Raw genomic sequence first — 26397 nt, forward strand, 5'->3', positions numbered from 1 at the left:
GTCAGTATCCTTCTGAGTCTAAATCGGGACGAAAAGCGTCGGTGTCGAGCCGGTTAACCTCGGTCTCAAGGCCGCCATCCGGATACAGCGTGAACCAGCGCCAGCCTGGTGCCACGGTGTCGATCGTAAAGCTGGTGCAGTGCGGTTTGAACTGAACGCAGGTTGAAGGGGTGGCCAGCACACGACGACCGTGCCACTCAAGATCCAGCTCCTGGTGAATATGACCACAGACCAGCGTCCGGGCTAACGGGTAATGCTGTAACACCGCATCGAGCTGATGTGAGTTGCGCAGGCTGTGCTGATCGAGCCAGGTACAGCCAGAGGCCAGCGGATGGTGGTGCAGCAGCACCAGCGTGTGACGTTGCGGATAGCGGGCCAGCGCGTTATCGAGCCACTCCAGCTGATAATCGCTCAGCATCCCGTGCGGCACACCCGAGACCTGGCTGTCCAGCAACACAATCTGCCACTGTTCACCCACCAGCACCTGCTTGTGGGCATTGATATGAGCGGCTGCCAGCGTGTCGAACATCGCGGGCTGAAAATCGTGATTACCGGGCAGCCAGACGCAGGGCCGCGGCAAACGTGAGATGCCCTCAGCAAAATGCTGATAGGCTTCGATAGAGTGATCCTGGGCGAGATCGCCGGTGGCGATAATCAGGTCGTAGTCGCGATGTTGCGCAATAATCGCATCCAGCACCGCTTTATAGCTCGACCAGGTGTTCACCCCAAGCAGCGATTCATGTTTTCCCGCGAACAGGTGGGTATCCGTGATTTGCAAAATCCTGATTTCGGAACCGTTCGCTGCAGGAAGAGTTAGCAGGCTATCCAAAGCGTTTCCTTCGTCTCCACGCCATTTACTGCATTATACGCATCAGCAGACCGGAACTGCCATCGCACCATGTGCCAGGCAGTAGCGCAGCCAGTCTGCGAGAAACTGGTTTATCTGATGTTTTTCATCGCGCTGATGCAATTTTTTATTAGGATAATCATAGCGCGCTTTGAAACGATAGATCTGTTGAGTTGAACACACTTCGGCGACCATCGCATCGTGATAGAGCCTTACCGACATCGAGGGCAGACTCCAGTAACTCACGGCAGGCGCGACCTGGCGGATCTCCACCAGCGTGGTGTAGCGTGTGGACTCCTGGATCGTCAGCTGATAACGGGCGCCACTCACCTGATAGATCACCGATTCTCCCGCCTCATCGTTACGCGGCAGCAGGCGGCGTAACTGGGCGAAATTGGTTTCGCAGAGCCGCATCATTTCGGGAAAGTCAGGGGTATAGCGCTGTTTCATTTTTGTATCCACTCTTCGCGTAGTTTCTCATGGTGCAACGCCAGCCATTGCAGGGCGATGACAGACGCCGCATTGTCAATTATCCCCTCTTCCACCCAGCGGTAAGCCTGTTCGCGGCTTACCACATGGACAAGAATATCCTCATTCTCTTCCTCCAGACCATGGCATCCTTCTGCCTGGCTGGCATCCACTTCCCCAATCAGCACCGACAGACGTTCGCTGGTGCCGCCAGGGCTGGCCAGATAGTTAAGCATGGGCTTAATCCGGCCGACCTCTAATCCTGCTTCTTCAACGGCTTCACGGCGCACGACCTGCTCGACAGATTCATCGGGCTCAATAATGCCGGCGACCATCTCCAGCAGCCAGGGCGAAACACTGCTGTCATAAGCCGGGATGCGGATCTGTTCAATCAGCACCACTTCATCGCGTAAGGGATCATAAGGTAGCAGCACGGCGGCATGTCCGCGCTCAAAAACTTCGCGCTGTACTTCCCCACTCATTTCGCCGTTAAACTGGCGGTGGCGGAAGCGATAACGTACGACGGAAAAAAAACCATCATAGACGGTTTCGCGTGCAATAATTTCTACATCGTTTTTTGTGAAAGTCACAGGGGATTTTTTTTCTTCCGGCATCATCGGGTTCCTTATGCAGATTGAGGTGGAGCGAAAAAAGCCTGTAACCGTGCTCCATGTAAGTGGTTCTTTCTGAATTATTTACGTAAATTAGGGGGAGAAGGCACGTTCAGCCAACTTATCTCACAGTTGCCCTCTGCTAGAATCGGCGATAATTTTTTGGCTTACCCGGCAGCGCACCCACTGCAATTTGCTGCAACAAAAGGAATGCAAATGAAAAAACTGCTCCCATTTTTTATTGGGCTGAGCCTGGGCGGTTTCAGCTTCGCCAGCCAGGCCGAAGACCTGCTTCAGGTTTATCAACAAGCACGTCTGAGCAACCCGGATCTGCGCAGCGCCGCTGCCGATCGCGATTCTGCCTTTGAGAAAATCAACGAAGCGCGTAGCCCATTATTACCCCAGCTCGGCCTGGGTGCAGACTACACCTATAACAACGGCTATCGCGACAGTAGCGGTCTCCATTCCAACACGACCAGCGGCTCGCTGCAATTAACCCAGACTATTTTCGACATGTCGAAATGGCGCGCACTGACCCTGCAGGAAAAAGCTGCCGGTATCCAGGATGTGACCTATCAGGTGGCGCAGCAGGATCTGATTCTGAACACCGCGACCGCCTACTTCAACGTGCTGAAAGCGATTGATACCCTTTCTTACACCGAAGCGCAGAAACAGTCGATCTATCGCGAGCTGGATCAAACCACCCAGCGCTTTAACGTTGGCCTGGTTGCCATTACTGACGTACAGAACGCCCGTGCGCAATATGACAGCGTGCTGGCTAACGAAGTGACCGCGCGTAATAACCTCGATAACAACGTGGAAACGCTGCGTCAGATCACCGGCATGGACTACATGTCGCTGGCGTCGCTGAGCATTGATCGCTTCAGAACCGATAAGCCCGAACCGGTCAGCGCGCTGCTTAAGCAGGCGGAAAGCCGTAACCTGTCGCTGCTCTCTGCGCGTCTGAACCAGGATTTAGCCCGTGAGCAGATTCGCTCCGCTGAAGCTGGTCACATGCCGACGCTGGGTCTGACGGCCTCTACCGGCATGTCGAACAGCAAATATGGCGGCAGCCGTGCGAACCAGAGCCAGGGGTCTACTGACTCCATTACCGGTTCTAACCAGGTGGGTCTGAGCTTCTCACTGCCACTCTATAGCGGCGGCAGCGTCACCTCTCAGGTGAAACAGGCACAGTACAGCTTCGTCAGCGCCAGTGAATCACTGGAAAGCGCGCACCGCTCTGCGGTTCAGACAGTCCGCTCATCGTTTAACAACGTGAATGCTTCTATCAGCAGCATCAACGCTTATAAACAGGCCGTGGTCTCTGCGCAAAGCTCTCTGGATGCGTCAGAAGCGGGCTATCAGGTTGGTACGCGTACTATCGTTGATGTGCTGGATGCAACCACCGTGCTCTACAACGCTAAGCAGCAGCTCTCTGATGCGCGCTATAGCTATCTGATTAACCAGCTGAATATCAGCTATGCGCTGGGTACGCTCAATGAGCAGAGCCTGCAGAAACTGAACAGCCAGCTGGGTAAAGAGATCCCGACCTCACCGGAAACGGTAGCACCGGAAAATGCACAGCAGACCGCGCGCGTGGATAGCGGTCCGGCAGCAACCGGCTCTTCTGAGGCAGCACGTCCTGCGGCTCGCCACAGCAGCGGTAATCCTTTCGGTAATTAATGAGCGGACGGGCTGCTTTGCGGCCCGTCTCTCTGTTGAACGTATAACTAAGTAAAGATCCCTGTTGTATCAGGCCTCCAGCTTCAATTTTACCCCCCCATCCCCTATTCTATGCGCTACCTTTGGGCACAGGATAATCATAATGAAACGCACAAAATCTATTCGCTATGCCGCTTTTCGCAAAAGCTGGCAGGCACGCCATTTAACGCCCGTTGCTATCGCCGTTTCGGCGGTATTTATGCTGGCTGGTTGTGAACAGAACGACGAAACAGTTTCGATGTACCAGAATGCCGATGACTGTTCAAAAGCCAATCCGGGCCAGAGTGCGCAATGTACTACCGCATTCAATGAAGCGAAAAAAGAGGCGGAACGCACCGCGCCAAAATATGCCACGCGTGAAGATTGTGTCGCTGAATTTGGTGAAAACCAGTGTCAGCAGACACCGGCTCAGGCGGGCGTGGGCACCACTAATGCCGAATCGCAGCAGAGTGGCGGCAGCTTCTGGATGCCACTGATGGCAGGTTACATGATGGGCCGCATGATGGGCGGTGGTTCGGGCTTTGCACAGCAACCGCTCTTCTCACCGAAAAATGCCCGCAGCCCGGCCAATGGTCAGTTTGTTGATGCATCAGGCCGTAATTATGGTGCAGCAACATCCGGCAAAAGCATGACCGTGCCGAAAACGGCGCTGGCACCAAAACCGGCTACCACCTCCACCATTACCCGTGGTGGCTTTGGTGAAACCGTCGCGAAGCAGAACAGCATGCAGCGTAGCAGCGCCAGCGGCACTTCCAGCCGCTCAATGGGAGGCTAACGCCCCGATGGAACGCATTGCCATTTCAGAGCGCCCAGGCTGGCGCGAAAAAGCCACCGAGTTCGGTTTTCGTTTTCACACCATGCATGGTGAACCCTACTGGTGTGAAGATGCTTATTATCAGTTCACGCTGGCGCAAATCGAGCATCTGGAAGAGGTGACCGCTGAATTACATCAAATGTGCCTGCAGGTAGTGGAAAAAGTGGTTAACAGCGAAGCGTTGCTGGCTAAATTCCGCATTCCTAAACACACCTGGGATTTTGTGCGCGATTCATGGCATCAGCGTCAGCCTTCGCTTTACTCTCGTCTGGATCTCGCCTGGGATGGCAAAGGCGATGTAAAGCTGCTGGAGAACAATGCCGATACGCCGACCTCGCTGTATGAAGCGGCATTTTTCCAGTGGCTGTGGCTGGAAGACCAGCTTAACGCCGGTCAGCTCCCCGCAGGCAGCGATCAGTTTAATAGCCTGCAGGAAAAGCTGATTGAACGCTTCGCCGCGTTACATCAGCAGCACGGCTTCAACTGGCTGCACTTCGCCTGCTGCCGTGATACCGACGAAGATCGTGGCACCGTGCAATATCTTCAGGATTGCGCCACCGAAGCGGGACTGCCGAGTGAGTTTCTCTACATGGATGAAATTGGACTGGGCGAAAAAGGGGAATTTACCGACGCCCAGGATCAGGTGATTAGCAACCTGTTCAAGCTCTATCCGTGGGAATTCATGCTGCGTGAGATGTTCTCCACCAAGCTGGGCGATGCTGGCGTGCGCTGGCTGGAACCGGCCTGGAAAAGCATTATCTCGAATAAAGCCTTGTTGCCGTTGCTGTGGGAGATGTTCCCGAATCACCCTAACCTGCTGCCCGCCTGGTTCGCGGAAGATGACGTGCCGCACATGGACAAATATGTGGTGAAGCCGCTGTTTTCACGTGAAGGTGCCAACATCCGCATCGTGGAAAATGGTCAGGAGATCGCCCGCGTCGATGGGCCGTATGGCGAAGAGGGAATGATCGTCCAGCAGTTCCATCCGCTGCCTAAGTTTGGCGACAGCTATACGCTGATCGGCAGCTGGCTGATTGACGATCAACCGGCCGGTATCGGCCTGCGGGAAGATCGCGACCTGATCACGCAGGATCTTTCCCGTTTCTATCCGCACGCTTTTATCGGTTAATGCACCGCGATAATAACAGGCCAGCTTCTGGCCTGTTTTCTTCTGGCTTCCCTAACCTACCTGAACCGACAACATGCTGATCGCCCCCATCTCCATGCCATCAACCGGAATGCTGATGGCGTCATCCGGCTGACGTGCGCCAAGTACATAGAGCAGCGGCAGATAGTGCTCAGGTGTCGGATTAGAAAGCGCCGCACCAGGATGATCCATAAAGTTAACCAGCGGATGAGAAGCAGCATCGCTCTGCACCGCCAGGTTATCGCGGACAAACTGTTCAAAACTGCTGGCCCATGGATAAACTTCGCTGTTGCCATCCCAGCGCACTTTACGCAGGTTATGTACCACGTTGCCGCTGGCGACAATCATCACACCCTGATCGCGCAGTGCAGCCAGTTTCTGGCCCATCTCAAAGTGCCATGCCGCAGGTTTGGTGCCATCAATGCTTAGCTGGACCACCGGAATATCGGCCTCCGGATACATCTTGATCAGCACACCCCAGGAACCATGATCCAGTCCCCACTCGTGATCCAGCGTCACCGCAATGGGCGCTAACTGCTCCACCAGCTGCTGCGCCAGTTCAGGCGATCCCGGTGCCGGATAGCGCGTATCAAACAGCGCCTGCGGAAAGCCCCCAAAATCATGAATGGTCTCAGGCTGTGCCATTGCCGTCACGGCGGTGCCGCGCGTATACCAGTGCGCCGAAACCGCAATAATCGCGCGTGGACGTGGCAGAGTATCGCCCAGGTGACGCCACGCGGCGGTATAGCGATTCTCTTCAAGGGCATTCATCGGGCTGCCGTGACCCAAAAACAGCGCTGGCATTCGTAACTGGCTCATTCGTGATCCCCGGGATCGAGTATTTGATAGCCATTACGATACGCGCATCCGCTGCTTTATCACGCGGATATCCATGATGGAGATCATCAGGAAATTTGAATGAAATTTAACGTGGCAGGTTTAACAGCGTTTCGACATGAAGGAGAGAGGAGAAGTCAGCGGTCAGGCCGCGCCATCCCTGGGCGGGCAGGAAGAAAAACAGGCCCGGGAGGAGCCTGTTTATCGCGGCAGCCAGATTAGCTGGCGTGGCGTGTTTCGTGCGTGCGACGCCAGGCGATCAGATCTTCGATGGTCACCACCGGCATGTTGTGCTGACGGGCGAACGCAATCGCTTCTGGCGCATGGGCCATGGTGCCATCGTCGTTGGTCAGTTCGCACAGCACACCTGCGGGCTTAAAGCCGGCCAGGGTGACTAAATCAATAGTCGCTTCGGTATGCCCGCCACGGGTTAATACGCCGCCTTCGCTGGCACGCAGCGGGAAGACATGACCAGGGCGATGCAGATCGGTGGGTCTGGCATTGTCGGCAATGGCGGCGCGGATGGTGGTAATACGATCCTGCGCGGAGACGCCCGTGGTGACGCCTTCTGCGGCCTCAATGGTCACGGTGAAGCCAGTGCCGAAAGAGCTGGTGTTGTTTTCCACCATCATTGGCAGATCGAGCTGCTGGCGACGCGCTTCGGTCAGGCAAAGGCAGACGATGCCGCTGCCGTGACGGATAGTCAGTGCCATCTGTTCAACGGTCATGGTTTCTGCGGCGAAGATCATGTCGCCTTCGTTTTCGCGATTTTCATCGTCGAGTACCATCACACCGCGTCCCTCACGCAGGGCGGCGATAGCACGTTCTACACGCTGTTCAGGCGTGCCAAATTCAGAAAGTAGCGTCTGATTCATGGTAATAAAAACCTTAAAATGTATGGGTTACCAGAATCAGGGCGTGCTTAGGAGTGACGTCAAAAAGACGTGGCAATAACGTGAAGCAGACACAATTGTCCGACAGATGTCGTTACCCTCTCCCATCCGGACTGTAACCGTCGGCCCCGGAATTACACCGGATCTGCTGACCTTTACCTCTCTTTTCATCAAGATAAAGCGCTCGCGGGCTTTCAGCCGAAGCTGATTTACCGCCGGTGGGGAATTGCGCCCCGCCCTGAGAATAAGCACTTTAACTATAACGCCGATCGTTTGAGGCGGCAATCATCAATAGCGCAATTGCTTTTGCATTTCCTGCGTTACCGATTTGAGGTTTATCCTTTTCATTTCTGGCATTACACTTAACACTTATTACGTTGGTAAACACGCTGACACAGCTCCCCGTAACCAGGAAATCATCATGATCGACACGAAAAAAATTGAACAACTTGCCCGTCAGGTTCACGAAGCGATGCCTAAAGGTGTTCGTGAGTTTGGTGATGATGTCGAAAAGAAAATTCGTCAGGTTCTTCAGGCGCAGCTGACCCGGATGGATCTGGTCAACCGTGAGGAGTTTGATGTGCAGACGCAGGTATTACTGCGTACACGTGAGAAGCTGGCGGCGCTGGAGCAGCGTCTGGCGCAGCTGGAAAGTCAGGGTTCATCAGCCGGTACGCCGCCGACGGCAACCGCACAGGTAACACCTGCTGCCGCGACCACACCATCAGCCGCCGTAGCGACCTCACCTGCAGCCTCGCCGTCACCGGTTGCGGACGTGGTGAAGCCTGTTGCGGACAACAAGCCAGAATAAGCCCTTAAGCGGGAGCCCGGCTCCCGCTTACGCTGCGCTTTAGCTGCCGCGGATGGTTTTGATAATGTTGGTAGTGGAGATACCATCTTCGAAGTTCAGCACCTGAACGTCGCCGCCATTTGCCCACACTTCTTTGCTGCCCGCGATATCTTCCGGCTTGTAATCTCCCCCTTTGACCAGCAGGTCAGGGAGAATGCCCGCAATCAGCCGCTGCGGCGTATCCTCTTCAAATACAACCACCCAGTCGACCGCTTCCAGCGCGCCCAGCACGATCATCCGGTTTTCCTGCGGATTCACCGGACGGCTTTCGCCTTTCAGACGTTTAGTCGACGCATCGCTGTTCACCGCGACAATCAGTCGATCGCCGAGCTTGCGGGCATTTGCCAGGTAGGAGACATGACCGGCATGCAGAATGTCGAACACGCCGTTGGTCATCACCACTTTCTCGCCTCGGCGACGGGCCATCTCAACGGCGGCTTTTAACTGCGCTTCGGTCATGATGCCGAAACCCTGTTCCGGGCGGGCATGAATCGCATTTTCCAGCTCAACGGTGCTGACGGTGGACGTACCCAGTTTACCCACCACCACACCCGCAGCCGCGTTGGCCAGGAAACAGGCTTCTTCCAGCGAATCACCGGCCGCTAATGCCGCCGCCAGCACGCCAATCACCGTATCGCCGGCACCGGTCACGTCATAGACTTCCTGTGCCTGGGTGGGCAGATGCAGAGGCGCTTTGCCCGGCTGCAGCAGCGTCATGCCATTTTCTGAACGGGTCACCAGCAGCGCGGAGAGGTCAAAATCGGCGATCAGCTGGGTGCCGCGCGCCACGATCTCCTCTTCGTTTTTACATTTTCCGACCACGGCTTCAAACTCAGAGAGGTTCGGCGTCAGCAGCGTCGCGCCACGGTAGCGCGCAAAATCGGTGCCTTTCGGATCAATTAATACCGGTACGCCCGCTTCGCGCGCCAGAGTAATCATGGTCTGCACGCTGGAGAGCGCGCCTTTGGCGTAATCGGACAGCACCAGCGCACCCGCGGCGGCCAGTGACTCACGCATTTTCTGGTGAATCGGCTCCGGATCGACCTGATCAAAGCCCTCTTCAAAATCGAGGCGGATCAGCTGCTGATTACGGGAAAGCACGCGCAGTTTGGTAATGGTCGGATGGCTTTTGACCGCCACGAAGTCACAATGCACGTTGACGTCTTTCAGCGTGTTACTCAACACACGCGCCGCATCATCTTCGCCAGTCAGGCCAATCAGTCGCGACGCGGCACCGAGTGCTGCAATGTTCATCGCCACGTTTGCCGCGCCGCCAGGGCGCTCTTCAACCGTGTCCACTTTCACCACCGGAACCGGCGCTTCAGGGGAGATACGGCTGGTTGGGCCATACCAGTAACGATCCAACATTACATCGCCAACAACCAGCACTGAGGCTTGGCCGAACGCGGGCAGAGTCACTTTCATTCCAGACACTCCAGACTGCATTAAAAATAGTGCGCGGATGATAGCACAGTTGCGATTTGTGCTATCAGCATCACGCCAGGATAGACGCAGGCGTTATCAGCCAGCGCTGCCAGCTGCTCAGAACCGTCTGCCGCTCCGCTGCATAGGCCTCTGGCTCAACGTGGCCGGGCTGTTCCTGCAGGGCGCGATGGTGCAATGCGTCGCGCAGCGTCACATAAGCCTGCGTCAGCGCCTGTGCTTCATCGGCGGGCATTTTATGGTACTTCGCCATCAGCTCGAAAATGCGCACATTGTCAGACCAGCGCGTCAGTTCAGGCTGCTCAGCGGCGTAGCGTAAGACAAGATATTGGGCGATGAATTCAATATCGGTGATGCCGCCCGCGTCGGCTTTAATATCCCAGCGACCTTTATGTTTGTTGCTGAGGTGAGCGCGCATTTTTTCACGCATCTCACGTACTTCAGTTTGCAGCGCTTCGGCGGCACGTGGCAGCGACAGAATCGCCTGACGAATCACGCTGAAACGTTCACCCAGTGCCGCCGCGCCAAAGACGACGCGTGCCCGGACCAGCGCCTGATGCTCCCAGGTCCAGGCTTCACTGCGCTGATACTCTTCAAAGGCCGCAAAGGTACTGACCAGCATGCCCGCCGCGCCCGAAGGACGCAGGCGCGCATCCACTTCGTAGAGAATGCCGGAGGAGGTGCGGGTACTGAAGAGATGCATGATGCGTTGGGCAAGGCGCAGATAGAACTGACGGCCATCGATGCTGCGCTCCCCTTCTGTCACCGCGTCTGCCGGGCAGTCATGCAGGAACACCAAATCGAGGTCAGAACTGTAACCCAGCTCCCAGCCCCCCAGTTTGCCGTAGCCCAGCACGGCAAAACCGCGTTCATGTTCATTACTCAGATGCGAAGGACGGCCGTAACGCTGCACCATCATATTCCACGCCTGGCGCACCACAGATTCGATAATCGCTTCAGCCAGCCAGGTAAGATGATCGCTGACTTTCATCACCGGCAGCGTTCCGGCGATGTCGGCGGCAGCAATACGCAGATGCTGTGCCTGCTTAAACTGCCGCACCGCTTCCAGCTGCTGCTCTTCGTCCTCGGTAGGGATGCGCAGCAGATACTGTCGCAGCTCATCGCGATAGGCATCGGTGGCGGTTGGCTGATAGAGCGTGGCGGGATCGAGCAGTTCATCCAGCAATAAGGGATGACGCGCCAGCTGGCTGGCTATCATCGGTGAGGCGGCGCACAGGCGAATTAAGTGGCGCAGCGCACCGTGATATTCGGTCAGCAGCTCCAGATAGGTGCTGCGGGTCAGCACGCCGATCAGCAGCGGCGTCAGGCGGCCGAGCGTCACCGCCGCATCTTCACGCGGGCAGACTTCGCTCAGCAGACGCGGCATCAGCTGGTCCAGCGCCTGACGGCCACGCGGGCCGATGGTGCGCCGGTTGATATCCTGACGAAACGCCTCCAGCGTCTGGTGCAGCGTAAGCCGCTGTTCGTCACTGAGTTGCGGCACCAGCGGCGCCAGTTCGCTATCCTCCAGCTGGTCCTGCCACAGCACCTGAAACTCTGCCAGCTCACGCTGATCGCCAATCTCAGGGGTATCTTCGCCAATCAGCTCATCGAAGATAGCGCGCACCGCCGCCATCTGGCCGTCGAGCCGGGTCATCAGAGCAGGCCAGTCGGCACAATCCATCGCCCACGCCAGCCGGGCACGATGCAGTTCATCCTCTGGCAGGGTCTGGGTCTGCTCGTCGCCCAGGCTTTGCAGCAGATTCTCCAGCCGCCGCAGGAACAGGTAGGCAACACGCAACGCATCGACCTGTTCCGCGGGCAGCAGGGCCAGGGTTTTGATCGCCTCCAGCGTCGGCAGCAGTGAGCGCAGCTGCAACGAGCGCTCACGTCCGCCGCGAATCAGCTGGAATACCTGCACGATAAATTCGGTTTCACGGATGCCGCCCGCGCCCAGTTTGATATTGTTTTTCAGCCCGCGTCGCCGCACTTCGCGGCTGATCATCCCTTTCATGTTACGCAGCGACTGGATCACGCTGAAGTCGATGTAGCGGCGGTAAACGAATGGCCGCAGCATCTGCTGCAGCTCCAGGCTCCAGCGATCGTGGTCATCACCCATCAGCCGCGCCTTGACCATGGCGTAACGCTCCCAGTCGCGTCCCTGCTCCTGGTAATAATCTTCCAGCGCGGCAAAGCTCATCACCAGCGGGCCGCTGTCGCCAAACGGGCGCAACCGCATATCCACCCGATAGACAAAGCCATCCATGGTGGGTTGGTCCAGCACTTTGATCAGCCGCTGTCCCATGCGAGTAAAGAACTGAGCGTTGTCGAGTTCACGCCGTCCGCCACGCGTTGTGCCGTTTTCCGGCCAGGCAAAAATCAGGTCAATATCAGAAGAAAAATTGAGTTCGCCGCCGCCCAGCTTGCCCATGCCCAGAATCAGCATCGGCTGCGCGTCGCCGTCCGCATTACAGGGCGTACCAAAATCACGACAGCAATCCTGATAAACCCAGTCACGCGCCCGGCTGATCAGCACTTCGGCTAATGCGCTGAGCTGTTGCAGGCTCTGTTCGGTTGTAGCGTGCTGCAGAGACTGCATCCAGGCGATGCGTACCAGCATACGGCGACGAAACAGCCGCAGTTCGCGCATCAGGCTCGCTTCACTGTCGATGCCGCTAAGCGCATGATTGAGCCACGCAGAGTAGTGTTGCCACTCATCAGGCTGCGGCGGCTGGTCGAGCATCGCCTGCCACCAATCGGGATGTTGTTGCAGGTTTTCCAGCACAAAATCGCTGAAAGCCAGTCCGGCAGCCTGCTCCGGGCTTAACGAAGCCAGCGGAACCCCAATCTGTCGGGCGGCCTCTTCGGCCTGGTCGCGTAGCAACGCGGGAAGTGCTGACAACATAACTCCCTCCTTGATGGCGTGACGGAATGCCCGTTAGCGACCAGCGCCGCTGGTGAGCCAGAACGGAGGCTGTTTCAGCGCCTGCATCGCCAGCCAGGCTAACCCGGACGTCTGTTTTTCATGAATTGCCGACAGCAGCTGTTGCCACGGGTCGAGCCAGCTCACGACCGCCTCAGACGGATAGAATCCCGCCAGCAGGTGGACGGTAAGCAATTGACGCGCCAGACGGGTAGCTTTGTCCTGATACTCGTTGGGTTGTTTTACCGTGATGAACGTTTCTCTCAGATCGGCATTGACGCGGCTCAGCATAATGTCGCTGAAGCGTTTATAGGAACCCTGCAGCTTGGCTTCCCCTTTGGCATCGATCCACTGACGCCACTGAGATTCAGCCAGCCAGTGTGTCAGCGCCAGCTGCGTCTCAACCGAGAGGGAAGATAAGCAGAAAGTGGCAGCATCCTGCTCTTCATTCACCAGCGTCTCTTCCAGCGTGGTCAGCTGCTGACGCAGCGCACTGCTGGCTTTACGCGGCACCAGCGCACCAAACAGGCTGAACGCCTGACGCAGCAGATCCAGCGCTTCGCGCACCGCATCCTGGGCCGCCGCATTGCCGCGCAGCCAGACTTCTTCATGATATTGCCAGTGATGAAGTCCTGCTGACATCGCGGCCACCATGCCCTGCTCTACGGTGGCTTTGGCGCCCGCTTTCAGCAGCGGGAAAGGCTGTATCTGGCGCGGCGGATTCCCCTGCGCCAGCTGATAGCCGCGGGCAGCTTTGCTCAGGCTGCCCATACGCAGACCGCCCAGCGCCACCAGCTGCTGTGCGAAGGCCAGCAGATCCTGGCGTTCGCCACGTTTCAGCTCCAGCTCGATCTCGCACAGCGGTTCGCTGAGATCACCTGCCGTGACCTCGCCCTGATCAAACGCCACTTCAATTTCACTGTTGCCTGTGGTGATCAGCCAGATCTCGCGCTGGAAATGGGTGGTGAACAGGGGCTGCAAGCGCGGCTGCAGCGCCGCGACATCGGTGCCCTGCGGCCAGATCTCTGCCGGCAGGCGTGCAATGTCCAGAACCGGTTCGCTGAGCTCAACGTTGTATTCCGGGCGCTGATGCAGTCCGCCGAGCGTCTGCCCCGCCGCTTTCAGCGTCATTTCATAACGCTGGTCTACGCCGCGGATACGCAATCCCATATCCCAGCGTCGTAGCTGGTTGTCGTCGGTTTCAAAGTAGATGTTGGTCAGCTCGCGAGCAGCCTGATGCTGATGCGGCAGAGTGGAGAGCAGTTCAGCCAGTTTCCCGGCCGCCTGTGGAGTTGCAATGAACTTTAGTTCGATTTCGATGGTCATAATTTTTTATTCACTACGCCGCTGGCACTTAAGAGGGTGTTTCCTGCATATTTCAGGCGATTATCAGCAGGTTACTCAAGCTGTCGCCTGGAGGGCAAGGGGTTATCAGGCGAAGATTAATGCACAGAAGCCGCGCTGTCTCTGCTTTCTTTGCTCTTTCGCAGACCTTTTCGCACTCTCATGAGACCAGGATAGTTCTCATTCAGATTTATGCGAGGCCTCTCCAGACTGTGCCGGTAAATTTTTAGTCAGACTAAGCCAAACGAAATCGAATGAAAAAAATTACTCTCGCTGGACTCACTTTGCTTGCCCTTAGCACCCTTGCACCTGCCCATGCCGAAGAAAAACGCTATGTTTCTGATGAACTTTCAACCTGGGTTCGCAGCGGACCGGGCGATCAGTTTCGCCTGCTCGGTAAGCTGAACGCCGGGGAAGAGGTGCAGCTGTTACAGACCAACAATGACACGCATTATGGCCAGATCCGTGATTCGGAAGGCCGTACCACCTGGATTCCCCTGTCGCAGCTCAGTGCTAATCCGAGCCTGCGCACCCGGGTGCCTCAGCTTGAGCAGCAGGTGAAAGATCTGACCGCCAAACTGGATAACATCGACAACAGCTGGAACCAGCGCACGGCTGAGATGCAGAACAAAGTCGCCAGCAGCGACGGCGTTATCAACGGGCTGAAAGGCGAGAATCAGAAGCTGAAAAATGAGCTGATCGTCGCGCAGAAGAAAGTCAGCGCCGCTAACGTTCAGCTGGATGATAAGCAGCGCACCATCATCATGCAGTGGTTTATGTATGGCGGCGGCGTGCTGGGCGTCGGCCTGCTGCTGGGCCTGTTACTGCCGCACATGCTGCCGCGCCGTAAGAAAAGCGATCGCTGGATGAACTGACACCATTTAGCCGGATTTGAGCAGGGGATCGCAGGATCCCCTTTTTGGCATGTCTGCAATCCGGGGAATCTGTGCAACAATAAAATGATATGCACCGCTGATTTCAGGCGCGGGACGCGCCCGGCGTGCAGGTCATTTCTTTTTCTCTGGAGTTTTGCGTGAAGACGTTTCTTGTTGGCGGTGCGGTGCGTGATGCGCTGCTGAATCTGCCGGTTACAGACAAAGATTGGGTGGTGACAGGTTCCACGCCCGAAGCCATGCTTGAGCAGGGCTATCACCAGGTCGGTCGCGATTTTCCCGTTTTCCTGCATCCCGTCAGTCGCGAAGAGTATGCGCTGGCACGTACCGAGCGGAAAAACGGGAAAGGCTACACCGGTTTTGTCACCTGGTCCGCGCCCGACGTGACGCTGGAGCAGGACTTACAGCGCCGCGATCTGACCATCAATGCGATTGCGCAGGATGAAAACGGCGTGCTGGTTGATCCTTATAATGGCCAGCGTGATATTGCCCTGCGCCTGCTGCGTCACGTCTCCGACGCCTTCAGTGAAGATCCGCTGCGGGTACTGCGCGTTGCGCGCTTTGCGGCGCGTTTTGCCCATCTCAACTTTCGTATTGCCCCCGAAACCCAGCAGCTGATGCAGCAGATGGCCGAAAGCGGCGAGCTGTCGAATCTCACTGCTGAGCGGGTGTGGAAAGAGACGGAAAAGGCGCTGAGTTCCCGTAATCCGCAGGTCTATTTTCAGGTCCTGCGCGACTGCGGTGCGTTGCAGGTGCTGTTTCCTGAGCTGGATAATCTGTTTGGTATTCCTGCGCCGATTAAGTGGCACCCGGAGATCGACACCGGCGTCCATACGCTGATGACACTGGCGATGGCCGCCGCCCTCTCCAGTGAGATCGAGGTGCGCTTCGCCACGCTGTTCCATGACGTCGGCAAGGCGCTGACGCCGCCTGAGCTGTGGCCCAGCCACCACGGTCATGGCCTGGCGGGCGTTCCGCTGGTCGAGGCGCTGTGCCAGCGACTGCGGGTGCCAAACGCGATTCGCGATCTGGCGCTGATTGTGACCGAATTTCACGACGTGGTGCACACCATTGAACGGCAATCTGCCGCGTCGCTGGTAGCACTGTTTGACCGGATCGATGCCTGGCGTAAGCCACAGCGCGTTGAGCAGATGGCGCTGACCAGTGAAGCGGATGCGCGCGGGCGAGCCGGACTGGAGAGCATGCCTTATCCGCAGGGTGACTATCTGCGTCGTGCTTTTGCGCTGGCGCAGGCGGTGCCGACCAAAGCGGTGGTCGAAGCGGGATTTAAAGGTGCAGAAGTGCGGGAAGAGTTGACGCGACGACGGATTGACGCCGTCGCGCAGGGTCTGGCGATTACGCAGCCTGACTAGCAGGCTGCGTGGGCTTTACATGAAGACCATGTAAACCGCGGCTGCCACAATAAAGCGGTAGATCGCGAACGAAACAAACGAGATGCGTTTGATCAGCTGAAGGAAGGCTTTAATTGCAATCAGCGCCACGATAAACGCCGTGACAAAGCCCACCGCGAACATCGGGAAATCCGCCATCGTCAGGAAGCCGATGCTCTTGTACAAATCCAGTACGGTTGCACCCATCATCATTGGCACTGCCAGGATGAAGGAGAACTCCGACGCAGCATAGCGGCTCACGCCCATCAGCATGCCACCGGAGATGGTTGCACCGGAACGTGAGAAGCCCGGCCACAGCGCTAAGCACTGGAAACAGCCAATCATCAACGCCTGACGATAGGTAATATCATCGACGCCCACCGCTTTCGGCTGTTTCGGCTTAAGGTACTCAGCTGCCAGCAGCAGCACACCACCTACCACCAGGGCGTACATCACGTTGATTGGATTAAACAGCGTTTTGATCTGATCGTGCAGCACCAGACCCACGACCACCGCCGGTACCATACCCAGCAGGATATGGATCAGCGACAGACGGCCAGTGCCGACGCCTTCATGTTTGACTTCGCCAAAGTGGATGCCAATCAGGCCAAACAGACGGCGCCAGAACATCACTACCACAGCCAGAATCGATCCTAACTGGATCACAACTTCAAAGGTCTCGGCTTTTTCACCCTCAAAGCCCAGCAGGTGACCCACTATAATCATGTGCCCTGTGGAAGAGACCGGTAAAAATTCGGTCAGCCCTTCCACAACGCCCAGGATTGCAGCTACCCAAAGCTGATGAATATCTGCCATCAAATGTTTCCTCTATCCGTTTCAAAACCATTAAAAAGGCGGTAGCGCGTGGCTATCGCCTGAAATCATGCCGCTATCAGCCTGAATTAAACCTTAAGGTCTACACCATTTCGCCTGCTGTAACGAAACGGTACACGCTATGACAGACAGTAATTTGGTTTGGTTTCATTGTGATGGCAATCACATCGTATTTATTTAGGAATAGTCCCGCGCTCAATTCGCACGCCAACCTGTGCTGCCTGGGCTACAGCCCCCGGTTTGCTTACCTTTATGCGGACGCCAGGCGAATTGAAACGGTTCATCAACAGATCCGCGATTTCTTCAGCAACCCGTTCAACCAGCGCAAAACGACTGCCGGTAAGATGCGTCAGAATCGCCGAGGAGACATCCGCATAGCTGAGACAATCTTTCACATCGTCGCTGCTGGCCGCCAGACGGTTATCCCAGGCCATTTCGACATCGAGCACCAGCTTCTGCTGTATGCCCTGTTCCCAGTCGTAAACGCCAATAGTGGTGAAGACCGTGAGTTGTTCTATAAATACGATATCCATGATGAGAGTCTCTGTTTTTGGCTAAGCCGGATACCACTTCCGGCTGATTATGCGTATTATCCACGGTTAAAGAGATCAAAACGACCCTAAAGGGAACGGTACGGTGTTATGAGTGCTTTCGCGCTTGGTATGATTATTTTCGCGTATCTTTGCGGTTCGATTTCCAGTGCGATTCTGGTTTGCAAACTCGCAGGCCTGCCCGATCCGCGCACACACGGTTCCGGCAATCCGGGTGCCACTAACGTCCTGCGTCTGGGCGGTAAAACCGCAGCAGCCAGCGTATTAGTGTTTGATGTGCTGAAAGGGATGGTGCCGGTCTGGCTGGCCTATCTGATGCACGTGACTCCGCTCTATCTCGGCCTGACCGCCATTGCCGCCTGTCTGGGTCATATCTATCCGGTGTTCTTTCACTTTCGCGGTGGCAAGGGTGTGGCGACGGCATTTGGCGCGATTGCGCCGATTGGCTGGGACTTAACCGGGCTGGTGACCGGCACCTGGCTGTTAACAGTCTTACTCAGCGGCTATTCCTCGCTGGGTGCCATCGTCAGCGCGCTGATCGCGCCTTTTTATGTCTGGTGGTTCAAACCGCAGTTCACCTTCCCGGTTTCTATGCTCTCCTGTCTGATCCTGCTGCGTCATCACGATAATATTCAGCGGCTGTGGCGGGGCCAGGAAGGCAAGATCTGGAAGCGCAAAAAGAAATCTCAGCCATAAAAAAAGCTGGCCTGAAGGTGTCGACAAAGTCTGGCTTTATGTCCGCGACTGCGCAGGAAACAGGGTCAGATCGGAAAGACGCAAAAGCCGTCATCCCTGACCGCTCGGCCCGCGCCATCCATGGCGCGTGACGCTTTCCTCCTCTGACCCTGTTCCCTGCGCGTTGAGCTTATCCGTTACGGCCAGATTCCCCCAGATGCAGGCTTGTGAGCCGGCTTTTTTCACATCAGATGGCGGGCAGTTCCGCCAGCGGCCAGCGCGGTCGCACGCTGACGCTTAACTCTCCCCGCGTTCCGCCTTTTAACCGCACCATGCCCGCATACGCGATCATCGCACCGTTATCGGTACAGAACTCCGGGCGGGCGTAGAACACTTCGCCGCCGCGCTTTTGCATCATGATCGCCATCTGCTCGCGCAGTGTGCGGTTAGCGCTGACGCCACCGGCAATCACCAGACGCTTAAAGCCGGTCTGATCCAGCGCACGCTTACATTTGATCGACAGCGTATCTACCACCGCATCTTCAAAAGCGCGGGCGATGTCAGCACGAGTCTGAGCATCATCATCATTGGCGCGGATGGTATTAGCGGCAAAGGTTTTCAGGCCAGAGAAGCTGAAATCCAGGCCCGGACGATCGGTCATCGGACGCGGGAAGGTAAAACGTCCCGCCGTGCCCTGCTGCGCCATCTTCGACAGCATTGGTCCGCCCGGATAATCCAGCCCAAGCAGCTTGGCCGTTTTGTCGAACGCTTCACCCGCCGCATCATCGATCGATTCACCCAGCAGCGCATATTCACCAATGCCGGTGACGCTAATCAGCTGCGTATGTCCGCCCGACACCAGGAGTGCGACAAACGGAAATTCCGGCGGATTCTCTTCCAGCATCGGCGCCAGCAGGTGGCCTTCCATATGGTGGACCGGCACGGCGGGGACTTTCCAGGCAAACGCCAGGGCGCGGCCAATGGTGGCACCAACCAGCAGCGCACCGACCAGTCCAGGGCCTGCCGTGTAAGCCACCGCGTCGATCTGCTGTGGCTCCAGACCGGCCTCTTTCAGCGCAGCCTGAATCAACGGCACGGTTTTCCGCACGTGATCACGTGAGGCCAGTTCCGGCACCACGCCGCCATAATCGGCGTGCAGTTTTACCTGGCTGTAGAGTTGGTTAGCCAGTAATCCGGCCTCGTCATCATAGATTGCGATGCCGGTTTCATCGCACGACGTTTCAATACCCAGAATTCGCATTGCATCACCTCATTCTTGCGGCGCGCAGTTTATCACAGCAATTGGATGTGCAGCGCGGGCATCCACCGTAAAAAGTCATTTTCTGTCGGCTAAAGAGTGCGCTATACTCCCGCCCCTGGAAAAACCGGCAGCCGCACAGGCAAACGCTCCTGTTGGTTTCAAATTATCCATGGTGCTTTACAAACCAACTTGAGTTGGAGTAAAATGCTGCACCATTTTGAAATGTGCTGGCGCCGCAGTCAGCAGCAAAAACCGAATTTTATCGAGGTGAGAGTTACATGCCGGTAATTAAAGTACGTGAAAACGAGCCATTTGACGTAGCACTGCGTCGCTTCAAGCGTTCATGCGAGAAAGCAGGCGTTCTGGCTGAAGTTCGTCGTCGTGAGTTCTATGAAAAACCGACTACCGAACGTAAGCGCGCTAAAGCGTCAGCAGTTAAGCGTCACGCCAAGAAACTGGCTCGCGAAAACGCACGCCGCACTCGTCTGTACTAAGTCGTTCCGGAGGTTCGCCTCCACCGCGTGATTCACGCAGACAGAGTCAAGTAAAAGGCCGTGCTTTCCGAAAGGAAGCGCGGCTTGTTGCCGTTTATGAGCTGAAAATCTGGGGCGTATGGCTGGACGAATTCCACGCGTATTTATCAACGATTTACTTGCCCGCACGGATATCGTGGATCTTATCGATGCCCGCGTTAAGCTGAAAAAGCAGGGTAAGAATTTCCATGCGTGCTGTCCTTTCCATAATGAAAAAACGCCCTCTTTCACCGTAAACGGCGAAAAGCAGTTCTATCACTGTTTCGGCTGTGGTGCACACGGCAACGCTATCGACTTTTTAATGAACTTTGATCGTCTGGAGTTTGTGGAAAGTATTGAAGAGTTAGCCACTTCCCACGGTTTAGACGTGCCTTACGAAGCAGGCAGCGGGCCCAGCCAGATGGAACGCCATCAGCGCCAGAGCCTGTATCAGCTGATGGAGAACCTGAACGGTTTTTATCAGCAGGGTCTGCAGCAATCCAGTGCGCAGCCAGCACGCGACTATCTTGATCGTCGTGGTCTGAGCGCCGAAATCATCAATCACTTCGCCATAGGTTACGCGCCAGCCGGCTGGGATAACGTTCTCAAGCGTTTTGGTAAGCAATCGGAAGATCGCGAGTCATTGATGGAAGCGGGCATGCTGGTCAGCAATGACAAAGGCCGTACTTATGACCGGTTTCGCGACCGCGTCATGTTTCCGATTCGCGATAAGCGTGGACGCGTCATAGGTTTTGGCGGACGCGTGCTGGGTAACGATACGCCGAAGTATCTGAACTCGCCGGAAACACCTATTTTCCATAAAGGCCGCCAGCTCTATGGCCTTTATGAAGCCGTTAAGAACCATCCTGAACCCGCCCGCCTGTTAGTGGTTGAGGGATACATGGACGTGGTTGCGCTGGCGCAGTACGGGATAGATTATGCCGTCGCGTCATTAGGCACCTCCACCACTGCTGAACACATTCAGTTGCTGTTCCGCAGTACCGACACCGTGATCTGCTGCTACGACGGCGACAGGGCGGGTCGTGAAGCGGCATGGCGTGCGCTTGAAACCGCATTGCCTTACATGAATGATGGTCGTCAGCTACGCTTTATGTTTTTACCCGATGGTGAAGACCCGGATACGCTGGTACGCAAAGAGGGTAAAGACGCCTTCGAAGCGAGGATGGAGCAGGCGATGCCGCTCTCTTCGTTTTTATTTGATAGTCTGCTGCCGCAGGTGGATCTGAGCTCACGCGACGGAAAAGCGCGCCTGAGCACGCTGGCTTTACCGCTGATTACGCAGATCCCTGGTGAGACCTTACGTATTTATATGCGTCAGGAACTGGGGAATAAACTGGGTATTCTTGACGACAATCAGCTTGAAAAGTTGATGCCGAAGCTGGCCGCAAGCGGAACGACGCCGGTAGCGCCACCGCTGAAGCGTACCACTATGCGCGTGCTGATCGCGTTGTTGATTCAGAGTCCGCAGCTGGCCACCCTGGTGCCTTCGCTTGATGGGCTGTCTGAGTCAAAAATGCCGGGTTTACCGCTATTTATTGAATTAGTGGGCCGTTGTAATGAGAATCCTGGATTGACCACCGGTCAGCTACTAGAGTTATATCGCGGAACAAATTTTAGTCAGACGCTTGAAACACTGGCGATCTGGAACCACATGATAGTAGATGAGGAAGCCGAAGCGGTGTTCCAGGACTCGCTGGCCAGCATCTACGACTCTGCTCTTGAAGAGCGCCTGGAGTTTTTGATTGCGCGTGAACGCACCCAGGGACTGAGCGCCGATGAGCGCCGGGAACTCTGGACTCTCAGTCAGGCGTTTGCCAGAAAGTAACTGTTTTTCAGCACGCTGCCCGTTCTGACAGATGAAAGGGCAGATTGCCTGTTTTAGTGCTGCCAGCTGTTTCACTACCGTGAACAGTCCGGGATCGAAATGGCCCGCAGCATATAGTTTTAAGGCCGCAGGCGTCGAAGTCAGTCTGGTCACCGCCAGCGCACAGCTTCCGGAGCGTACTGAAGTACGTGAGGAAAGCGAGCACTGCCGGGGAGCAGAATGGCAAGTAAGCCAGGCCAGCAGCACAAAATTTAAAGGCCGCAGGCGTCGAAGCCAGTCTGGTCACCGCCAGCGCACAGCTTCCGGAGCGTACTGAAGTACGTGAGGAAAGCGAGCACTGCCGGGGACAAGAATGGCAAGTAAGCCAGGCCCTTAGCACAGAGTTTATACAAGCGGCTTAAGTGCCGATTACTGATGGGCAAAGCCCACGCCGCGACGAAGGCAGCGGCAAGAATTAAATGCCTTTACTGCTATTGTTGGCTCGCTGCCGACCGACACCAATCTAATTTAACAGAAGTGTGGATACCGTCTTATGGAGCAAAACCCGCAGTCACAGCTCAAGCTTCTTGTCACCCGTGGTAAGGAGCAAGGCTATCTGACCTATGCTGAGGTCAATGACCATCTGCCGGAAGATATCGTCGACTCAGATCAGATCGAAGACATCATCCAGATGATTAACGACATGGGTATTCAGGTGGTTGAAGAAGCCCCGGATGCCGACGATCTGATGCTGAACGAAAACAGCTCCGATACTGACGAAGATGCCGCTCAGGTGTTATCCAGCGTTGAATCTGAAATCGGGCGTACCACTGACCCGGTCCGCATGTATATGCGTGAAATGGGTACCGTTGAACTGCTGACGCGCGAAGGCGAAATTGACATCGCTAAGCGTATTGAAGACGGTATCAACCAGGTTCAGTGTTCTGTAGCCGAATACCCTGAAGCGATTACGTATCTTCTGGATCAGTACGACAAAGTTGAAGCAGGCGAATCACGCCTCTCCGATCTGATCACCGGTTTCGTCGATCCTAACGCAGAAGAAGATATCGCCCCAACGGCAACGCACGTGGGCTCTGAACTTTCTGAAGCCGATCGTAAGGACGATGAAGAAGAAGATGAGGAGGATGATGACAGCTCCGACGACGATAACTCAATCGATCCGGAACTGGCGCGTGAGAAGTTTTCTGACCTGCGTAAGCAGTATGAAACTACCCGCGCAGTGATTAAAAGCAAAGGTCGCAGTCATGCTGCCGCCGTTGCTGAAATCCAGAACCTCTCTGATGTCTTCAAGCAGTTCCGCCTGGTACCGAAGCAGTTCGATTACCTGGTAGGCAGCATGCGCACCATGATGGAACGCGTTCGTACGCAGGAACGTCTGATCATGAAGCTCTGTATTGAGCTGTGCAAAATGCCGAAGAAAAACTTTATCACGCTGTTTACCGGCAACGAAACCAATGAAACCTGGTTCAAAGCTGCTCTGGCCATGAACAAGCCGTGGTCTGAAAAACTGCTGGAAGTGCAGGACGACGTGACACGTTCCCTGCAGAAACTGGCGCAGGTTGAAGAAGAGACCGGTCTGACCATTGAACAGGTCAAAGACATTAACCGTCGCATGTCGATCGGTGAAGCCAAAGCACGTCGCGCCAAGAAAGAGATGGTGGAAGCTAACCTGCGTCTGGTTATTTCGATTGCCAAGAAATATACCAACCGCGGTCTGCAGTTCCTTGACCTGATTCAGGAAGGTAATATCGGCCTGATGAAAGCGGTAGATAAGTTTGAATATCGCCGTGGTTACAAGTTCTCAACCTATGCGACCTGGTGGATCCGTCAGGCTATCACCCGCTCTATCGCCGACCAGGCGCGTACCATCCGTATTCCGGTGCATATGATTGAGACCATCAACAAGCTCAACCGTATTTCACGCCAGATGCTGCAGGAGATGGGCCGCGAACCTACGCCGGAAGAGCTGGCTGAACGTATGCTGATGCCAGAAGATAAAATCCGCAAGGTGCTGAAAATCGCTAAAGAGCCGATCTCTATGGAGACGCCGATTGGTGATGATGAAGATTCACATCTGGGCGATTTTATCGAAGACACCACGCTGGAGCTGCCGCTGGATTCTGCTACCTCAGAGAGCCTGCGTTCTGCTACCCATGACGTGCTGGCTGGCCTGACCGCGCGCGAAGCGAAAGTGCTGCGCATGCGTTTCGGTATCGATATGAACACTGACCATACGCTGGAAGAAGTGGGCAAACAGTTCGACGTTACGCGTGAGCGTATTCGTCAGATTGAAGCCAAAGCTCTGCGTAAACTGCGCCATCCGAGCCGTTCGGAAGTGCTGCGCAGCTTCCTCGACGATTAAGTCAGACAAAAACCCCGGTTCGCCGGGGTTTTTTATGCCTGCCTGTTACTGCCTCTCCCCTGCCCTGCGCAGATTCATTCGCTCCCCGCATGCAGTTCCACATAGAGCTGACGATACGCCTCTACCATCTCGTCCAGAGATGCGCGATTAAGGCCGCTGGGATTCGGCAACACCCACACCTGCGTTTTCCCCATACATATCGGCTGTTTGCCCCATTCGACTTTGTTCTGCTTAAAAGCACGACGAAACGCATCCTTACCCAGGATAGCCAGTGCAGCCGGCTGGTAATCCAGTACCTTTTCCATCAGCCGTTTGCCGCCATCGCGCAGCTCATCAGGCGCTAATTCACTCGCCTGCACCGTGGGCCGCTCAACCAGCATGGTGATGCCGCAGCCGGTCTCCGTTAAGCGCTGCTCCTCTTCCGGCTTCAGTTGCTGCTGGGTGAATCCCGCCAGATGGATGACTTTCCAGAACCGGTTGCCGGGATGCGCGAAGTGGAACCCCTGATGGGCGGTTGACTGACCCGGGTTAATGCCACAGAACAGCACATCAAGACCGGAACTGATGATGTCGCGGATCGCGTGTTCACTCATGCCGCCACCTCCAGCGTACGCTGCTTCAGCGCATCGCGGCTGCGTTGCAGCATCTGGCTGGCCTGCTCAGCATCCGGACAGGCTCGCGCCAGCGCCAGCGCACCAACCATCTCTGCGAGCATGCTGGAGGCCAGCGCTTCCGCATCGGGCAGCCTCAGTTCACGCAATATCTGCGCCAGACCGGCATGCATCGCGTTAAAGCCCTGTGCGAAGATCTGCCGCGTTGGCTGTGGAAGATGAGCTACTTCACTCACCAGAGCGGCTAATGGACAGCCCTGCGCCGGTGCATTGCGATGCGCCTCGGAAAGATAGCTATCAATAAAATCTGCCAGCTGCTGCGCTGGCTGGGTCACGGACTCCGCGGGCTTGAAGGTATCGGCTTCAGCAAACATATGCTTCAGTACCTCCTCAACCAGCTCCTCGCGTGAGGTAAAATGCGCATAAAAACCGCCATGTGTCAGACCGACCCGCTTCATCAGCGCCGATACACCAATTCCTTCGGTGCCGGTTTCACGCATCACGCGCGCCGCCTCCTCAAGGATACGCCGCCGCGTATGCGCTTTGCTGCTCTGCTTCTCCATCTCATCTCCTGCGGTGTCTGCTACGTAGCGTCTGGCTATTATAGTAATTATTACGGTCATCATATTCCAGCCTGACGACAGATATGATGATCGTCATATTGATGGCTATTATGACGACCATCATACGAGGAAAAAGAGATGTCACAATCAGGCACAGCTTTAATCACCGGCGCATCCAGCGGTATCGGTGCGACCTATGCAAAACGACTGGCAGCACGCGGTTATGATTTGATTCTGGTCGCACGCGATCAGGGGCGGCTCACTACCCTAGCTGACGCACTGGCAAAGCAGCACGATATTCGGGTGACGGTTATGGCGGCTGACTTAACGCACGAGCAGGATCTGCAACGCGTGGAGTCGGAGCTCGCGAACAACGCACAGATTACGCTGCTGCTGAACAACGCGGGCATGAACGTTGAGGGTGAGTTTCTGGAGGCGGACATCACACGCATTAACAGCATGCTGGCGTTAAATATTCTGGCACCCACCCGTCTGGCACAGGCGGCTGGCCGGGCTTTCAAAGCACGCGGTAACGGCATCATTATCAATATCGCCTCGGTGCTGTCGCTGGTGCACGAGATGTTCAACGGCGCTTATAACGCCACTAAGTCTTATGTACTAACTCTGACGCGTGCGATGCAGCGTGAACTCGCAGAGAGCGGCGTGCAGGTACAGGCGGTGTTACCCGGTGCGACCCGTACGGAGATTTTCGACCGCGCAGGCCAGTCTATTAATGACATCCCGGCTGAAATGCTGATGGACGTTGATGAGATGGTGGACGCCGCGCTTTCCGGACTCGACAGCAAGGAGACGGTAACCATTCCGGCGCTGGAAGATCTGCAGATGTGGCACGACTACGATCAGGCACGTGGCACAATGGTTCCCTACCTTTCACGGAATCAATCAGCATCCCGTTATCGTCAGCGCTGAGTCAGCCATCAGCCATAATGACTGAAGTCCGGTTTCACTAAAGGCGCGGAGAAGCATAATCCGTGCCTG

At 55.9% G+C, this 26397-nt stretch carries 24 protein-coding genes and 1 riboswitch; of the genes, 11 read left to right on the forward strand and 13 right to left on the reverse strand.

Translation table 11 applies throughout. The features are described 5' to 3' along the window. Position 1: 1 nt before the first annotated feature. The 3 genes from cpdA to nudF are packed head-to-tail and all read right to left on the reverse strand — an operon-like array spanning position 2 to position 1929. Positions 2–829: a 3',5'-cyclic-AMP phosphodiesterase gene (gene cpdA / locus PAG01S_RS09740; protein WP_022623882.1), complete on the reverse strand. Its 828-nt coding sequence runs from the start codon at positions 827–829 to the stop codon at positions 2–4. A 42-nt stretch (positions 830–871) separates the two neighbouring features. Continuing rightward, complete coding sequence (locus tag PAG01S_RS09745; protein WP_008925735.1) at positions 872–1297, reverse strand: DUF1249 family protein; 426 nt, start codon at positions 1295–1297, stop codon at positions 872–874. Then, positions 1294–1929 carry an ADP-ribose diphosphatase gene (gene nudF / locus PAG01S_RS09750; protein WP_062758555.1) on the reverse strand — a complete coding sequence of 212 codons (636 nt, stop codon included), beginning with the start codon at positions 1927–1929 and terminating at the stop codon, positions 1294–1296. The genes PAG01S_RS09745 and nudF overlap by 4 nt, the downstream gene beginning before the upstream one ends. A gap of 213 nt (positions 1930–2142) precedes the next feature. Between nudF and tolC the strand changes: the two genes are divergently transcribed. From tolC to PAG01S_RS09765, 3 genes are all read left to right on the forward strand, one after another. Further along, positions 2143–3609, forward strand: coding sequence for an outer membrane channel protein TolC (gene tolC, locus PAG01S_RS09755; RefSeq protein ID WP_010249035.1), 1467 nt, complete (start codon positions 2143–2145; stop codon positions 3607–3609). Between the two features lie 142 nt (positions 3610–3751). After that, positions 3752–4423, forward strand: a complete 672-nt coding sequence (locus PAG01S_RS09760) for a DUF1190 family protein (protein WP_010249037.1) — start codon at positions 3752–3754, stop codon at positions 4421–4423. A 7-nt stretch (positions 4424–4430) separates the two neighbouring features. Beyond that, a complete protein-coding gene (locus PAG01S_RS09765; RefSeq protein WP_022623884.1) occupies positions 4431–5591 on the forward strand; it encodes a glutathionylspermidine synthase family protein in 1161 nt (386 codons plus the stop codon). Positions 5592–5642: 51 nt separating this feature from the next. Here PAG01S_RS09765 and ygiD read toward each other — a convergent pair whose 3' ends face one another. Together ygiD and ribB are read right to left on the reverse strand one after the other, a co-directional pair. Then, on the reverse strand, positions 5643–6428 hold the full coding sequence (gene ygiD, locus PAG01S_RS09770) for a 4,5-DOPA-extradiol-dioxygenase (protein ID WP_062758427.1): 786 nt from the start codon (positions 6426–6428) through the stop codon (positions 5643–5645). Between the two features lie 236 nt (positions 6429–6664). Next, complete coding sequence (gene ribB / locus PAG01S_RS09775) at positions 6665–7321, reverse strand: 3,4-dihydroxy-2-butanone-4-phosphate synthase (protein WP_010249043.1); 657 nt, start codon at positions 7319–7321, stop codon at positions 6665–6667. A 110-nt stretch (positions 7322–7431) separates the two neighbouring features. Continuing rightward, positions 7432–7589: riboswitch (FMN riboswitch) on the reverse strand. 171 nt (positions 7590–7760) lie between these two features. Between ribB and ubiK the strand changes: the two genes are divergently transcribed. Further along, positions 7761–8150: a ubiquinone biosynthesis accessory factor UbiK gene (gene ubiK, locus PAG01S_RS09780; RefSeq protein ID WP_062758429.1), complete on the forward strand. Its 390-nt coding sequence runs from the start codon at positions 7761–7763 to the stop codon at positions 8148–8150. 39 nt (positions 8151–8189) lie between these two features. On the opposite strand, the gene hldE is transcribed toward ubiK, so the two are convergent. The 3 genes from hldE to PAG01S_RS09795 form a co-directional block, all read right to left on the reverse strand. Next, complete coding sequence (gene hldE / locus PAG01S_RS09785) at positions 8190–9614, reverse strand: bifunctional D-glycero-beta-D-manno-heptose-7-phosphate kinase/D-glycero-beta-D-manno-heptose 1-phosphate adenylyltransferase HldE (protein ID WP_031590883.1); 1425 nt, start codon at positions 9612–9614, stop codon at positions 8190–8192. A gap of 70 nt (positions 9615–9684) precedes the next feature. After that, entirely contained in the window at positions 9685–12537 is a 2853-nt protein-coding gene (gene glnE, locus PAG01S_RS09790; RefSeq protein ID WP_062758431.1) for a bifunctional [glutamate--ammonia ligase]-adenylyl-L-tyrosine phosphorylase/[glutamate--ammonia-ligase] adenylyltransferase, read from the reverse strand. Positions 12538–12570: 33 nt separating this feature from the next. Beyond that, the gene (locus PAG01S_RS09795) at positions 12571–13881 is read right to left on the reverse strand and encodes a CYTH domain-containing protein (protein WP_010671132.1); all 1311 of its coding nucleotides are present in this window, start codon (positions 13879–13881) and stop codon (positions 12571–12573) included. A 272-nt stretch (positions 13882–14153) separates the two neighbouring features. Here PAG01S_RS09795 and PAG01S_RS09800 point away from each other — a divergent pair, with 272 nt between their 5' ends. After that, positions 14154–14774, forward strand: coding sequence for a TIGR04211 family SH3 domain-containing protein (locus PAG01S_RS09800; protein ID WP_010671133.1), 621 nt, complete (start codon positions 14154–14156; stop codon positions 14772–14774). Between the two features lie 158 nt (positions 14775–14932). After that, positions 14933–16165 carry a multifunctional CCA addition/repair protein gene (locus tag PAG01S_RS09805; protein WP_033769843.1) on the forward strand — a complete coding sequence of 411 codons (1233 nt, stop codon included), beginning with the start codon at positions 14933–14935 and terminating at the stop codon, positions 16163–16165. A gap of 15 nt (positions 16166–16180) precedes the next feature. Here PAG01S_RS09805 and bacA read toward each other — a convergent pair whose 3' ends face one another. Both bacA and folB read right to left on the reverse strand, forming a co-directional pair. After that, complete coding sequence (gene bacA, locus PAG01S_RS09810) at positions 16181–16999, reverse strand: undecaprenyl-diphosphate phosphatase (RefSeq protein ID WP_010671134.1); 819 nt, start codon at positions 16997–16999, stop codon at positions 16181–16183. A 191-nt stretch (positions 17000–17190) separates the two neighbouring features. After that, positions 17191–17550, reverse strand: coding sequence for a bifunctional dihydroneopterin aldolase/7,8-dihydroneopterin epimerase (gene folB / locus PAG01S_RS09815; protein WP_010249061.1), 360 nt, complete (start codon positions 17548–17550; stop codon positions 17191–17193). A gap of 108 nt (positions 17551–17658) precedes the next feature. Here folB and plsY point away from each other — a divergent pair, with 108 nt between their 5' ends. Further along, a complete protein-coding gene (plsY, locus tag PAG01S_RS09820) occupies positions 17659–18264 on the forward strand; it encodes a glycerol-3-phosphate 1-O-acyltransferase PlsY (RefSeq protein ID WP_010249063.1) in 606 nt (201 codons plus the stop codon). A gap of 226 nt (positions 18265–18490) precedes the next feature. Here the strand turns inward: plsY and tsaD are convergent, their stop codons facing one another. Beyond that, entirely contained in the window at positions 18491–19504 is a 1014-nt protein-coding gene (tsaD, locus tag PAG01S_RS09825; protein ID WP_010249066.1) for a tRNA (adenosine(37)-N6)-threonylcarbamoyltransferase complex transferase subunit TsaD, read from the reverse strand. Positions 19505–19782: 278 nt separating this feature from the next. Between tsaD and rpsU the strand changes: the two genes are divergently transcribed. From rpsU to rpoD, 3 genes are all read left to right on the forward strand, one after another. Continuing rightward, positions 19783–19998, forward strand: coding sequence for a 30S ribosomal protein S21 (gene rpsU, locus PAG01S_RS09830; RefSeq protein WP_001144069.1), 216 nt, complete (start codon positions 19783–19785; stop codon positions 19996–19998). A gap of 118 nt (positions 19999–20116) precedes the next feature. Next, complete coding sequence (gene dnaG / locus PAG01S_RS09835; RefSeq protein WP_010699748.1) at positions 20117–21862, forward strand: DNA primase; 1746 nt, start codon at positions 20117–20119, stop codon at positions 21860–21862. Positions 21863–22394: 532 nt separating this feature from the next. Then, positions 22395–24224, forward strand: coding sequence for an RNA polymerase sigma factor RpoD (rpoD, locus tag PAG01S_RS09840; protein WP_062758433.1), 1830 nt, complete (start codon positions 22395–22397; stop codon positions 24222–24224). Between the two features lie 74 nt (positions 24225–24298). Here rpoD and mug read toward each other — a convergent pair whose 3' ends face one another. Together mug and PAG01S_RS09850 are read right to left on the reverse strand one after the other, a co-directional pair. Beyond that, the gene (gene mug, locus PAG01S_RS09845; RefSeq protein WP_033769837.1) at positions 24299–24817 is read right to left on the reverse strand and encodes a G/U mismatch-specific DNA glycosylase; all 519 of its coding nucleotides are present in this window, start codon (positions 24815–24817) and stop codon (positions 24299–24301) included. Continuing rightward, entirely contained in the window at positions 24814–25398 is a 585-nt protein-coding gene (locus PAG01S_RS09850) for a TetR/AcrR family transcriptional regulator (RefSeq protein WP_062758435.1), read from the reverse strand. Before PAG01S_RS09850 ends, mug begins: the two co-directional genes overlap by 4 nt. A gap of 138 nt (positions 25399–25536) precedes the next feature. On the opposite strand from PAG01S_RS09850, the gene PAG01S_RS09855 reads away from it, so the two are divergent. Then, entirely contained in the window at positions 25537–26328 is a 792-nt protein-coding gene (locus PAG01S_RS09855) for an SDR family NAD(P)-dependent oxidoreductase (RefSeq protein ID WP_062758437.1), read from the forward strand. The last annotated feature ends 69 nt before the right edge of the window (positions 26329–26397 follow it).

Source organism: Pantoea agglomerans NBRC 102470, from assembly GCF_001598475.1.
Lineage (GTDB): Bacteria > Pseudomonadota > Gammaproteobacteria > Enterobacterales > Enterobacteriaceae > Pantoea > Pantoea agglomerans.